Origin of the sequence: Vibrio sp. T3Y01, assembly GCF_013114525.1 — a bacterium.
GTDB lineage: Bacteria > Pseudomonadota > Gammaproteobacteria > Enterobacterales > Vibrionaceae > Vibrio > Vibrio chagasii_B.
This window is the reverse complement of the sequence record NZ_VTXJ01000005.1, coordinates 58,846-72,322: the sequence shown is the minus strand read 5'-3', so window position 1 is coordinate 72,322 and position 13,477 is coordinate 58,846. Positions and strand designations below refer to the sequence as shown.

Sequence of the window (13,477 nt, the reverse complement as noted above, 5' to 3'; positions counted from 1 at the left end):
GCACATAATTTAAACCATGTACATACCGCCATTGACGTGAAGTGTTTCACCTGTGATATAAGCTGCCGCAGGCGACGCCAAAAATACCACAGCTTCAGCGATTTCGCGAGGGTCACCTAGTCGACCTGCTGGTACATTCGCCAAAGTTGCTGCACGTTGGTCATCATTTAGCGCTTTAGTCATGTCAGTTTCGATGAAACCAGGAGCAACAGTGTTCACTGTAACGCCACGAGACGCAACTTCACGAGCCATTGATTTAGTAAAGCCAATTACGCCAGCTTTAGCTGCTGCGTAGTTTGCTTGACCAGCGTTACCCATAGTACCCACTACAGAACCAACGTTAACGATACGACCTTCACGCTTCTTCATCATGCCACGCAGTACAGCTTTAGACATGCGGAAGATAGGTGTTAGGTTAGTGTCGATGATGTCATTCCATTCGTCGTCTTTCATACGCATTAGTAGGTTGTCACGAGTGATACCTGCGTTGTTAACTAGAATGTCAATCGCACCGAATTCATCGTTGATGGTTTTCAGTGTAGCAGCAATTGAGTCAACATCAGTTACGTTAAGAGCAAGACCTTTACCGTTCTCGCCAAGGTACTCACTGATTGCAGCAGCGCCGCCTTCAGATGTAGCAGTACCGATAACTTTAGCACCACGCTCAACTAAAAGTTCAGCGATTGCACGACCGATACCACGGCTTGCGCCTGTAACTAGTGCAACTTTGCCTTCTAAATTCATCATAACTTCTCTATTAAGTGGTTATTACTTAGCAGCTTCTAGTGATGCAGTGTCATTAACTGCAGCAGCTGTCATAGTTTTTACGATTCGTTTTGTTAGGCCAGTAAGAACTTTACCAGGACCTAATTCAAGTAGCTTCTCAACGCCTTGCTCGTTCATCGCTTGTACGCCTTCAGTCCAACGAACTGGGCTGTAAAGTTGACGAACAAGCGCATCTTTAATTTTTGCAGGGTCTGTTTCAGCAACAACATCAACGTTGTTGATAACAGGCAATGCTGGCGTGTTGAATTCTAGAGCTTCTAGAGCTACCGCTAGCTTGTCTGCTGCAGGTTTCATTAGCGCACAGTGAGACGGTACAGATACTGGTAGAGGAAGTGCACGCTTAGCGCCCGCTTCTTTACATAGTGCACCAGCACGCTCTACTGCCGCTTTGTTACCCGCGATAACAACTTGGCCAGGAGAGTTGAAGTTCACTGGAGAAACAACTTCACCCTGTGCCGCTTCTTCACACGCTTTAGCAATCGCTTCATCATCTAGACCGATGATTGCGTACATTGCACCAACGCCTGCAGGAACCGCTTCTTGCATTAGCTGGCCACGTAGTTCAACTAGCTTGATCGCTTCTTTAAAGTCGATAACGCCAGCACATACTAGTGCAGAATATTCACCTAAGCTGTGACCCGCTAAGTTTGCAGGTTGCTCTATGCCAAGCTCTTGCCATACACGCCAAATTGCAACAGACGCTGTTAGTAGAGCCGGTTGAGTGCGGAAAGTTTCATTTAGATTTTCTACTGGGCCATCTTGAACTAATGCCCATAGATCGTAACCAAGTGCTTCTGAAGCTTCAGCAAATGTTTGTTTAACAACATCATACTGTTCGCCTAGGTCTGCAAGCATACCGATAGCTTGAGAGCCTTGGCCTGGGAATACGATAGCAAACTTGCTCATTGTAATTTTCCTTTAAGCAAAGCAAAAAATTGAATAAGGCACATAAGTTATGTGCCTTGTTTGTAGGTTTTCGCTTAGGGTTAGAATTTAACTAACGCAGAACCCCAAGTGAAGCCACCGCCAAATGCTTCCAATAGAAGCGTTTGGCCGCGTTTAATTCGTCCGTCACGAACAGCCTCATCTAAGGCTGTTGGTACGGTAGCCGCTGACGTGTTGCCGTGCTTATCAAGGGTAATCACCACTTGATCAAGTGACATTGTCAGCTTTTTCGCCGTTGCTGAAATAATACGGTAGTTCGCTTGGTGTGGAACTAACCAATCAAGCTCTGACTTATCCATGTTATTTGCAGCTAATGTGTCTTTAACCAGCTTAGATAGCTGAGTTACCGCCACTTTGAATACTTCGTTGCCCGCCATGTGCAGCCATTTATCCGCATCACCGCCACGCTCTGGTACTTCAAGGCTTAGTAGCTCACCGTATTTACCATCAGAGTAAATGTGAGTCGACAAAATACCTGGCTCTTCGCTTGCGCCTACAACCACCGCGCCTGCTGCATCACCAAATAAGATGATCGTAGAGCGGTCAGTCGGATCACAGGTTTTTGACAGTGCATCGGCACCAATCACCAAAACGTTCTTACACATGCCTGATTTGATGTGCTGATCAGCAACAGACAAAGCATAGACAAAACCAGAACACGCTGCAGCCAAATCAAACGCAGGGCAGCCTTTAATACCAAGCTTACCTTGTACTTGACACGCCGAAGACGGGAATGTGTGGCTACTACTGGTGGTCGCAACGATGATTAAATCAATATCTTCTTTGTCGATACCCGCCATTTCAATGGCATTTTCAGCAGCGTAAAACGCCATATCTGCAACGGTTTCGTTCTCCGCTGAAATACGACGCTCTTTAATACCTGTTCTAGCAACGATCCACTCATCGCTAGTCTCTACCATTTTCTCTAAGTCTGCGTTAGTACGCACCTGAGATGGCAAGTAGCTGCCAGTACCTAAAATTTTGCTATACATGAAGACTAATAATGCCTCTCGAGTAAAACCGCTTCCAAACGATCGCTAATGCGGCTGGGGACTTGTCGTTTGACCTCGTGTACTGCCTCGCCAATCGCGTTGACAACTGCAGATACATCAGCACTTCCATGACTTTTAATGACAATGCCGCGCAATCCTAACAAACTTGCGCCGTTATACTGGTCGGGGTTCAAGGTTTTTAATTCAGTAAATAGCTCAGAAAACAACATTCTGGCTATCCAACCCTTTATTGTTGAAGCCATCATGCGCGTTTTTAGCTTATCAATAAAGAGCTGAGCCGTACCTTCGCACGTTTTTAAGCAGACATTGCCCACAAAACCATCACATACGACGACATCAGCAGCATCTTGCAGGAGTTGATTACCTTCAATATAGCCTATGAAGTTCACAGACTGAGTATTCGACAACATTTCAGCGCATCGTTTTACAAGGTCATTACCTTTAATTTCTTCGGCACCGATATTTAAAATAGCGACACGTGGAGCGCGGCCTAAATGTTGTTCCGCTAATGCACTGCCCATTACAGCAAATTGGAAAAGCGAATCTGCATCACTAGACACATTTGCCCCTAAATCAAGCATCCATGTGCGATTTCCTGAGGCGGTAGGCAAAGCTGAAACCAATGCAGGCCTATCAATACCAGGAAGGAGCTTAAGTCGGAAACGGGACAAAGCCATCAGTGCGCCAGTGTTACCACCACTCACACAAGCATCAGCCTGTGATTCGGCAACCAGATCGATAGCGGCACGCATAGAGCTACCCTGACTATTACGTAAGGCTAGTGAAGGTTTTTCAGAATTGGAAATGACTCGATCACAATGCTGGATACTCAAACGAGAATCAGGCATTCGACCTAATGAAGATAATTGAGATGTGATCGCGTTTCGATCACCTATTAGAATGACTTTTAGCTCTGGGAAATACGACAGTGCCTGCACGGCGGCAGGCACTGTTACACGAGGACCGAAGTCCCCGCCCATTGCATCAAGCGCAACGGTTAGATTTTGCAAAGGTCAACCTTACTTGTTGATAACCTTTTTGCCGCGGTAGAAACCTTCGGCAGTCACGTTGTGACGTAGGTGAGTTTCACCTGAAGTTGCGTCTACAGAAAGTGCAGCTGTAGTTAGCGCATCGTGTGAACGACGCATGCCACGCATTGAACGTGATTTCTTGCTCTTTTGTACGGCCATTGACCCTACTCCTATGTAAATTCTTAAAGAAGCAATTACTTCTTTAAGCTTTTTAAAACATCAAATGGATTCGGCTTTTTGTCTTCCTCAATTTCTTCAGGAAGTTCACCAAACACCAAGTTATTTGAGTTAACGCTACATTTCGCATCGTCGTGCATTGCTATTTGTGGCAATCCAAGGATGAACTCGTCTTCAACTAATTGAATCAGGTCTAACTCACCGTACTCGTTCAGATCTACCAAATCGTACTCTTCCGGTGCTTCCTCTTCACTTTTCTCACTGTAAACAGGAGTATAAGTAAATTGGACATCGCACTCATGTGCGAAAACCTCATTACAACGTTGACACTCTAAATCGACTTCGACGTTAGCTTTACCAGAGATAACGACTAATCGTTGTTCATCAAGCCCAAATGACATTGAGACTTGCGCGTCACGTTTTACGCCTTCAGTTGCTTCAGTTAAACGCTTCAAAAGACTGACCTGAATGATACCATCCATATCGAGTCGTTTTTGAGCCGTTCTTGCCGGATCAACTGTACGCGGTATTTTTTCCTTTTGCATAGGGCGCGAATCTTATCTTCCAAATCGTGTTTAGTCAAAGGAAATGGCAAAAAAAATGTACTTTCCTGCCTTTCCTATTCAGAGCATTATGAATAGCAGGACAAGTTACGTTATCCTGAGATAAATGCTTCCTTGAATTGTAAATTAAAATGAGAAATTACCAACTAGTTTTAGCCTCTACATCACCATTTAGGCAAGAGATCCTCAAAAAACTACAGTTAAGCTTCATTACAGCCAAGCCAGACTGCGATGAAACGCCGCTTTCAGAAGAGACGCCACAACAGTTGGTGATGCGCCTTGCTGAGACCAAAGCTAAGTCTTGTGCTGTGGAGCAACCTAGCTTAGTCATTGGTTCTGATCAGGTTTGTGTGATTGATGGAGAGATCATAGGTAAGCCTCATACTCGAGAAAAAGCGATCGAGCAGTTATCTCGTCAAAGCGGCAAGAGCATTACTTTTTATACTGGGCTTTCGGTTTGGAACAACGAAACCAATAAAGCTGACACGCGTCTCGACACCTTTGTTGTGCATTTCCGCGATTTAACCGAGCAGCAAATCATTAGTTATGTCGAGAAAGAACAACCTTATTACTGCGCGGGCAGTTTTATGTGTGAAGGGTTAGGCATCGCGTTGTTTAAAGAGATGGAAGGAAAAGATCCGAATACTTTGATCGGCTTACCGCTGATCGATCTCGTCGATATGTTAGAAGCGCAAGGAATGAGTGTGCTGTAACGGATGCGCTCTCTTTGTTAGAGATTCCCTACTCCTTCCTTCGTCAGTCTAGGGAATGACGGAACACGCAATTTTATCTAACCAGCTAATGATATAGAACGTGATTTTAAGTCGTCATCCTCAAGAGCGAGGAACGAGCAACTTGGAGATTTTCTACAACAGATGAAAACAACAAAGGTTGACGATATTCGTCAACCTTTCTCATTTATGGATACTGAAGAACAAATTTAGAGGCACTCTATACCTTCGTATCTCGTATCTCGTATCTTCTTAAAGCTTACGTAAACCAGTTAGGGCTTTCTCTAGCCTTCTTTCCATTGGCGCCGAGATATCCATCTTCTCTTCACTACCTGGGTGTGTGAACTTGATGTTTGCTGCATGTAGGAACAGACGATCAAGACCAACCTTGCCCGTGTAAGCGTCAAAACGACGATCACCGTAGCGATCATCCCAAGCAATTGGGTGACCTGTATACTGAGCGTGCACACGAATTTGGTGTGTACGGCCTGTAATTGGACTAGCTTGAATCAACGTCGCTTCTTGGAATTTTTCTAAAACCTTAAAGCGGGTTTCAGAAGCTTTACCATTCGGGTTCACTCGTACAATGCTATTCACTTCATTTTTTAACAAAGGTGCATTGACGACTTTACAGCTGTTCTTCCATTCGCCCATAACTAAAGCGAAGTAGTACTTTTGAACCGTTTTTTCACGGAACTGTGCTTGAAGGTGTCTTAGCGCCGAGCGCTTCTTAGCAACAAGCAAAATGCCAGAGGTATCTCTATCAATACGGTGCACTAATTCAAGAAAACGAGCATCAGGGCGAAGAGCACGTAATGCTTCAATCGCGCCAAACTTTAATCCGCTACCACCATGAACAGCAGTGCCAGACGGTTTGTTAAGAATTAACATGTGATCATCTTCATAAATGATGCACTGTTCCAATTCTGAAACCTTGTTGAGTTTCGTGCTTGGCACGTTCTCTTCGACTTTCTCTTCAATGGTAACTGGCGGGATACGAACTAAATCACCAGCTTTTAGTTTGTACTCAGCCTTGATGCGTTTTTTGTTTACGCGGACTTCGCCTTTACGCACGATTCGGTAAATCATGCTTTTCGGGATGTTTTTTAATTGGTTGCGTAAGAAGTTATCAATACGCTGACCAGCCATATCTTCGTCAATATCGACAAATTGGACTTGGGTTCTAATTTCGCTCATTGCGCTATTGTATCACTGTCACTTTTGATAATTGAGATTTTCTTAGGTCTATTCTGAACTAATTTACTCTTAATTCTTGATCATCTACCACCAAATGGTCGCTGAAGTTCTATATTTCTTTGATTCTTCGAACAAAAAAGCACCAAGATTCCTGCAAATTAAAATATCAATTGATAAATTATTTATAGACAGTGAGTTAGAGCTATCAAAACACAAACAAAAACTGTTTTTTTTACAGCATTCCGACAAAGCAGATTGCTGTGTTTACCGACCACTGCTATAGTTCACAGCTGCTATCAACGGTTTGACTAAAATTTAAACAGACAATCGTTCATAAGCAAGTAAATGAGTAGATAACTCAGATTAGACAGTGCTGCAATTGGCGTAAGACACAGTCAACTGAGTCCCCTTATCGCTCTACTCACGTACGCTCATGTTGAGTATTCACCGCCACATCGCGGATCATAGGCTAACTCCCTATGATGACTGACGTGCCCCAGAGCATCCCTCTCCAGCCGGGAGGCTGCACCGATAAAGCCATGGGATCTGGCACCATGAGAAACGAAATAAAGCGATAAGAACAATGATGAAAATAAGAAAAGACAACGAGTATTTCTAAATGAAAAGAATGTTAATTAACGCAACTCAAAAAGAAGAGTTGCGTGTCGCTTTGGTTGACGGCCAGCGACTATTCGATCTAGATATCGAAAGTCCAGGTCATGAGTCAAAGAAAGCGAATATCTACAAAGGACGTATTACCCGTATTGAACCAAGCCTAGAAGCGGCATTCGTTGATTACGGCGCAGAACGTCACGGTTTCCTCCCTCTTAAAGAAATTGCCCGCGAATACTTCCCTGAAGGTTATACATACCAAGGCCGTCCTAGCATTAAAGAAGTGCTAAAAGAAGGCCAAGAAGTAATCGTACAAGTAGAGAAAGAAGAACGTGGTAGCAAAGGTGCTGCACTGACAACTTTCATCTCTTTGGCAGGTAGTTACTTAGTTCTTATGCCAAACAACCCTCGTGCAGGCGGTATTTCTCGTCGTATCGAAGGTGATGAGCGCACCCAACTGAAAGCAGCATTGAGCACTCTTGAGCTTCCTCAAGGTATGGGCTTAATCGTGCGTACAGCGGGCGTTGGCAAAAGCGCAGAAGAGCTAGAGTGGGACCTAAATGTTCTATTGAATCACTGGGGCGCTATCAAGCAAGCTTCAGATTCAAATGCAGCTCCTTTCCTAATTCACCAAGAAAGTAACGTTATTGTTCGCGCAATTCGTGACTACCTACGTCGTGACATCGGCGAGATTCTAATCGACAGCAACACTATTTTTGAACGTGCTCAAGCGCACATTCAACTAATACGCCCAGATTTCATGAATCGCGTTAAGAAGTACGATGGTGAAGTACCACTATTCAGTCACTACCAGATTGAAAGCCAGATCGAATCGGCTTTCCAACGTGAAGTTCGTCTTCCATCTGGTGGTTCTATCGTAATCGATCCAACAGAAGCGCTAACTTCTATCGATATCAACTCAGCTCGTGCAACAAAGGGCGGCGATATCGAAGAGACAGCACTTAACACTAACCTAGAAGCAGCCGATGAAATTGCACGTCAATTACGTCTACGTGATCTAGGTGGTCTTGTTGTTATCGACTTTATCGATATGACTCCGGTTCGCCACCAACGCGAAGTTGAAAGCCGCCTACGTGATGCCGTTCGTCTAGACCGTGCTCGTGTACAAATTGGCCGTATTTCTCGCTTTGGTCTTCTAGAGATGTCTCGTCAACGTTTGAGCCCATCACTAGCAGAAGCAAGCCACCACATTTGTCCTCGTTGTACAGGTACTGGTGTTGTTCGTGATAACGAATCTCTAGCACTGTCTGTTCTACGTTTGATTGAAGAAGAAGCTCTGAAAGACAACACAGCACAAGTACTTGCTGTTGTGCCTGTACCTATCGCATCTTACCTTCTGAACGAAAAACGTCGCTCAGTAAACCACATCGAGAAGAACCAAGAAGTTAAGATCACTGTTGTTCCTAACTCTGACATGGAAACACCGCACTTTGAGGTTATCCGTGTTCGTGAAGGCGAAGAGTTCGATCTACTTTCTTACCTACTTCCTAAGAAGCTAGATGCTCTGAAAGAAGCTGAAAGCAAAGAACCTGCAGAACAAGCAATTCGTCCTAAGAAGATCGAAGAGCCAGCTCTGAAAGGCTTCGCTGCTCCAGCTCAATCAGCACCGACTCCAGCGCCAGCACCAAAAGCGGCACAAGAGAAGAAAGCTGAGCCAGTAGCACAAGAATCAGGCCTAATTGGTCGCTTCTTTAAGGCTATCGGTAGTTTCCTATTTGGCTCTTCAACTCAAGAAGAGAAGCAAGAAGAGAAACAAACTGAAGAGAAGCCTAAAAACAACCGCAACGGAAACCGTCAACGCCGTGACCGTAACGATAACCGCCGCCGTAACCAACGTGGTGAGCGTGGTGACAACCGTAACGATAACCGTGACAACAAACGCCGTCGCAAGCCTGCACGTGATGAGAAGCCTGAAGAGCAGAAAGATGCAGCTCCACAGCAAAATCGTCAACCTCGTAAGCCTAAGCAAGATCGCCGAAACAAGCAGCGTGACGAGCAGAAGCAACGCGAAGAGCAAGCACCATCTAAATTAGCAGAAGAAGGCCTACAGCTAGCGGCAGACGCACAAGCTGGTAAGTCAGATGCGCCAAAGGCTAAGCCTGAAGCGAAAGCTGCTAAGATCAAAGAGCGTCGCCAACGTCGTAAGCTGAACAAGCAAGTTCGTGTTAAAGACCAGCAAGCTCAAGCAGACGCGGCTGAAAACTCAACTAAGGAACAAAAAGCACCATCTGTTTCTAAAGAGCAAGCAGCAGCGAAAAACAAATCAGTAGCGCAAGAGCAAAAAGTTGCAGAGCAAGTTGAAGCAACTCAAGCAAATGGCGAGCAATCTGAACAGGAAGAACCGAAACAACGTCGTAACCGTCGTTCTCCACGTCACCTACGTGCAAGTGGTCAACGTCGTCGTCGCGGTCGTGATCGTCGCCCTAACCCATTCCGCCTACGTAAAGGTGGTGTAGCTTCTCCAGAGATGGCTATGGGTAAAGTGATGCCTCGCTTCATTCCAAAACCTCATCACAAACAGGCAAAACCTGAAGTGGCTGAAGTAGCAGTTGAAACGCAAACAGTGGTTAATACTCAAGAGCAAAATGTCGCTCAAGAGGCAGCTCCACAAAGCAGCGTTGTAATGGCAGGCGGTTTTGCATGTCCTGAACTGGCAATGGGTAAAGTGATTATCCGCCGTGAAGAGACTGCAGTAACTCAGGCACCAGTTGCTGAAGCTCAAGTCACTGAAGCTCCTGCTGTTGTTGAAGAAGCTCCAGTGGTTGCCGAAGCGAAAGTTGAGGCACCTGTCGTTGAAACTCCAGTAGTTGAAGCACCAGTTGAGACTGTGAAAACTGAGGAAGCAGTTGCTGAAGCACCAGCAGTTGAAGCTGAAACGGCTGTCGTTGAACCAGCAAAAGTCGTTGAAGCACCGAAAGCTGAAGTGAAAGTTGAAGAAGCGCCTGTTGCAAAAGCAGAAATGCCAAAAGCAACAGTTGCGAAGAAGCAAGCGGGCTCACCAATGACTAAAGCTCCTGGTCCTCAAGAGATCAAAGAGATTGAAGTGGTTGCAGCACCGTTCCGCACTGAACGTTTTGTACCAAAAGGTGCAGGTAGTCAGGTAGCGTCAAACAAAGCTGGCGCAGGCATGACTAAGCCAAACTACTAGTGTTTACTACTGAGTAATCATTAGAAAATCGAATCAAAGGCTGCTTATTTAAGCAGCCTTTTTCTTATCTGCTAATCGAATAAAAATTAATAGATATATTACTCAAAATTGGGTTCTACCTTGAACTTAGTCACAATTTTGGGTAGCATTCGCGCACTTATCTTTTCGACACTTAGCTATTGCCGCTCTTTTTCATCACTGTTTAGCTACGCAATACACTCGTGTCGGTAAATCCATTTTAAGCATAGCTGAGCACACATGTTCGAATTCCCACAATTTTCTAAGCACTCTGTAAAGAATGACGTACTGTCAGGCCTTACCGTAGCACTTGCTCTGGTACCTGAAGCTGTAGCATTCGCCTTTGTTGCTGGCGTTGACCCAATGGTTGGTCTGTACGCAGCATTCATCGTAGGTCTTATCACTTCAATCTTCGGCGGCCGCCCAGGCATGATTTCTGGTGCGACTGGCGCAATGGCTGTTGTAATGGTAAGCCTAGTTGCAACTCATGGTGTTCAATACCTATTCGCGGCAATTATGCTAGCTGGCCTTCTGCAAATTGCAGCAGGTGTCTTCAAGCTAGGTAAATTTATCCGCATCGTTCCACACCCAGTAATGATTGGTTTCGTGAACGGCTTAGCTATCGTTATTTTCCTAGCTCAACTTGGTCAATTCAAAGCACCGGATCTAACAGGTGCATTAACTTGGCTACCAAGCGACCAGATGACTCTGATGTTAGGCCTAGTGGCACTAACTATGGCGATCATCCACTTCCTACCAAAACTGACGACAGCAGTACCATCTTCATTGGTTGCTATCGTAACGGTGACGGCATTGGTTGTAGGTCTTGATCTTGAAACTCGTACTGTTGTTGATTTCCTACGTACTATGTCTGGTGACGAAGCAGCAACGCTGGCGGGTTCTCTACCGACTTTTTCTATTCCAGCAGTACCGTTTAACCTAGAAACGCTATACATCATCCTGCCTTACGCAGTGATCCTTGCAGCGATTGGTCTAATCGAATCACTACTAACGCTAACAGTACTAGACGAGATGACGAACACTCGTGGTCAATCTAACCGTGAATGTGTTGGTCAAGGTATGGCTAACGTGACGTGTTCAGTATTTGGCGCGATGGGTGGTTGTGCGATGATTGGTCAGTCAATGATCAACGTAAACTCTGGTGGCCGTGGTCGTCTATCGGGCATCGTTGCTGCTGTGGCATTGCTAATGTTCATCCTATTCGGTTCAGCACTTATCGAAATGATCCCGCTAGCGGCGCTAGTTGGTGTGATGTTCATGGTTGTTATTGGTACATTCGAATGGGCAACCTTCAAGCTTGCACGTCGCGTACCTAAGCAAGACTTCTTCGTTATCGTTCTTGTTACGGTTGTGACAGTAATGACTGACCTAGCGGTTGCTGTATTTGTGGGTGTTATTGCATCTGCACTGATGTTTGCATGGCAGCATGCTAAGCACATCTACGCAGATACTTGCATCAACGAAGCGGGTTCAAAAGAGTACAAAGTAAACGGTCCAATCTTCTTCGGTTCAACAGCGAACTTCCTTGAGTTATTTGACGCTCATGAAGATCCACAAGATGTAATCGTTGATTTCGCGAACTCTCGCGTAACCGACCACTCAGCTATTGAAGCAATTGATACCATTGCTGAGCGTTACGCAGCACAAGGTAAAACGCTGCACCTTCGTCACCTAAGCCAAGACTGTGTTGCTATGCTGCACAAAGCAGGCAGCTTAGTAGAAGCTAACGTAGCTGAAGACCCAATCTACAAAGTAATGTCTAAGTAATCCTAAGCATCACTTTACGCTAGATATAGAGAGGCCGACATTCAATGTCGGCCTTTTTTATACTTCGCGTGCAAGCGTTCTACTGCTTTTATATCCTCGATATCAAATCGACCTTAATATCGCTTCGCTAGACTCTTCGATTAAATCCAAAACCAGTTCGAACCCATCACCCTCTCCATAATACGGATCAGGAACCTCTTGATACTGCGATTCACCAAAGCTTAGAAACAACGACAGTTTGTATTGCAAATGTGCCGGACATTGGCTCATTAAGTCGGTCAAGTTAGCTCTATCTGCCGCGAGTATTAAGTCAAACTCTTCAAAATCATTTGCGACGACTTTTCGTGAAGTAATGCCTTTAAAGCTATAGCCTCGCTTCTCTCCTGCCGCTTTAGAGCGTGAATCCGGCGGATTGCCTTGATGGAAACCAATCGTCCCTGCAGAGTCGACTAGAACATCAATATTGAGCTGCTGTGCCTTCTTTCGTAATACCGCTTCACCTGTTGGCGAGCGACAAATATTCCCCATACAAACCACGAGTATCTTTTTCATCCGTAATCACCTGTTCTTCCGATGGTTTTTGCTATCGTTAAGTTAGGCTATGATAGGCGCAATCACAACTTAAAAGGATTTGTTATGTCGACTGAAGACAACAAAGAACAACGCCACAAAGCAAGACAACAGAAAGTAAAAGAACAAGTCGATGCTCGTGTCGCTGCAGCACAAGAAGTAAAAGGCCTATTGCTGGTCATCACTGGTAACGGTAAAGGTAAATCAACATCCGGTTTTGGTACGATTACACGTGCCGTTGGTCATGGTAAGAAGTGTGCCGTTGCTCAGTTTGTAAAAGGAACTTGGGATAACGGTGAAAAGAACGTTCTTCAAAAGCTTGATGTAGAGTTCCAAGTGATGGGTACTGGCTTTACTTGGGAAACGCAAAACAAGGCTCAAGATATCGAAGCCGCACAGCGCGTGTGGAAAGAGTGTCAGCGTATGCTAGCCGATGAGTCGATTGATGTAATTCTGTTTGATGAGCTGACTTACATGGTGAGTTACGGCTACATTGAACTGGATGAAGTGGTAGAAGCTCTGAATAATCGTCCGAAAATGCAATCCGTGATCATTACTGGTCGTGGGGCGCACCGCACTTTAACGGACATGGCCGATACCGTGTCTGAAGTTCGTAACGTTAAACACGCTTTCGAATCTGGTGTAAAAGCGCTTCAAGGCGTGGATTGGTAATAGCATTCAACCAGAGATCACGACTCGGTCATTCTTCCCTCTCAAGGATGACGACCACTAGACTGTCACGCCCTTGAACAAAGGACGAAACCGATCGTCATTCCCTAGAACGAGGGACGAGTGTCATAGGGAATCTCTCGAAAGTATTATAAGCACCCAAACAAAAGCGCCACTCCTACAATAGGAATGGCGCTTCTTTTATATA

12 protein-coding genes are annotated in these 13,477 nt (G+C 45.2%); 4 read left to right on the top strand and 8 right to left on the bottom strand.

The genetic code is table 11. The features are described from left to right. Positions 1–9 precede the first annotated feature (9 nt). The 6 genes from fabG to yceD form a co-directional block, all read right to left on the bottom strand. Entirely contained in the window at positions 10–744 is a 735-nt protein-coding gene (gene fabG / locus F0232_RS07225) for a 3-oxoacyl-ACP reductase FabG (protein ID WP_004737380.1), read from the bottom strand. A 24-nt stretch (positions 745–768) separates the two neighbouring features. Next, complete coding sequence (gene fabD / locus F0232_RS07220) at positions 769–1,692, bottom strand: ACP S-malonyltransferase (RefSeq protein WP_105057402.1); 924 nt, start codon at positions 1,690–1,692, stop codon at positions 769–771. Positions 1,693–1,772: 80 nt separating this feature from the next. Beyond that, positions 1,773–2,723: a beta-ketoacyl-ACP synthase III gene (locus F0232_RS07215; protein WP_061033777.1), complete on the bottom strand. Its 951-nt coding sequence runs from the start codon at positions 2,721–2,723 to the stop codon at positions 1,773–1,775. A gap of 5 nt (positions 2,724–2,728) precedes the next feature. Then, positions 2,729–3,754, bottom strand: coding sequence for a phosphate acyltransferase PlsX (gene plsX / locus F0232_RS07210; RefSeq protein ID WP_017062152.1), 1,026 nt, complete (start codon positions 3,752–3,754; stop codon positions 2,729–2,731). Between the two features lie 9 nt (positions 3,755–3,763). Next, positions 3,764–3,934: a 50S ribosomal protein L32 gene (rpmF, locus tag F0232_RS07205; protein WP_004737376.1), complete on the bottom strand. Its 171-nt coding sequence runs from the start codon at positions 3,932–3,934 to the stop codon at positions 3,764–3,766. A 35-nt stretch (positions 3,935–3,969) separates the two neighbouring features. Beyond that, positions 3,970–4,497, bottom strand: a complete 528-nt coding sequence (yceD, locus tag F0232_RS07200; RefSeq protein WP_017062153.1) for a 23S rRNA accumulation protein YceD — start codon at positions 4,495–4,497, stop codon at positions 3,970–3,972. 149 nt (positions 4,498–4,646) lie between these two features. Here yceD and F0232_RS07195 point away from each other — a divergent pair, with 149 nt between their 5' ends. Beyond that, on the top strand, positions 4,647–5,228 hold the full coding sequence (locus F0232_RS07195) for a nucleoside triphosphate pyrophosphatase (RefSeq protein WP_105057403.1): 582 nt from the start codon (positions 4,647–4,649) through the stop codon (positions 5,226–5,228). Positions 5,229–5,498: 270 nt separating this feature from the next. On the opposite strand, the gene rluC is transcribed toward F0232_RS07195, so the two are convergent. After that, a complete protein-coding gene (gene rluC, locus F0232_RS07190) occupies positions 5,499–6,443 on the bottom strand; it encodes a 23S rRNA pseudouridine(955/2504/2580) synthase RluC (RefSeq protein ID WP_105057404.1) in 945 nt (314 codons plus the stop codon). Between the two features lie 619 nt (positions 6,444–7,062). On the opposite strand from rluC, the gene rne reads away from it, so the two are divergent. Together rne and F0232_RS07180 are read left to right on the top strand one after the other, a co-directional pair. After that, complete coding sequence (gene rne / locus F0232_RS07185) at positions 7,063–10,224, top strand: ribonuclease E (RefSeq protein WP_105057405.1); 3,162 nt, start codon at positions 7,063–7,065, stop codon at positions 10,222–10,224. Between the two features lie 258 nt (positions 10,225–10,482). Next, entirely contained in the window at positions 10,483–12,030 is a 1,548-nt protein-coding gene (locus tag F0232_RS07180) for a SulP family inorganic anion transporter (RefSeq protein ID WP_008220276.1), read from the top strand. 102 nt (positions 12,031–12,132) lie between these two features. Here the strand turns inward: F0232_RS07180 and F0232_RS07175 are convergent, their stop codons facing one another. Further along, entirely contained in the window at positions 12,133–12,582 is a 450-nt protein-coding gene (locus F0232_RS07175) for a low molecular weight protein-tyrosine-phosphatase (RefSeq protein ID WP_105057406.1), read from the bottom strand. 84 nt (positions 12,583–12,666) lie between these two features. Between F0232_RS07175 and cobO the strand changes: the two genes are divergently transcribed. Then, entirely contained in the window at positions 12,667–13,272 is a 606-nt protein-coding gene (gene cobO, locus F0232_RS07170; RefSeq protein ID WP_048610567.1) for a cob(I)yrinic acid a,c-diamide adenosyltransferase, read from the top strand. The last annotated feature ends 205 nt before the right edge of the window (positions 13,273–13,477 follow it).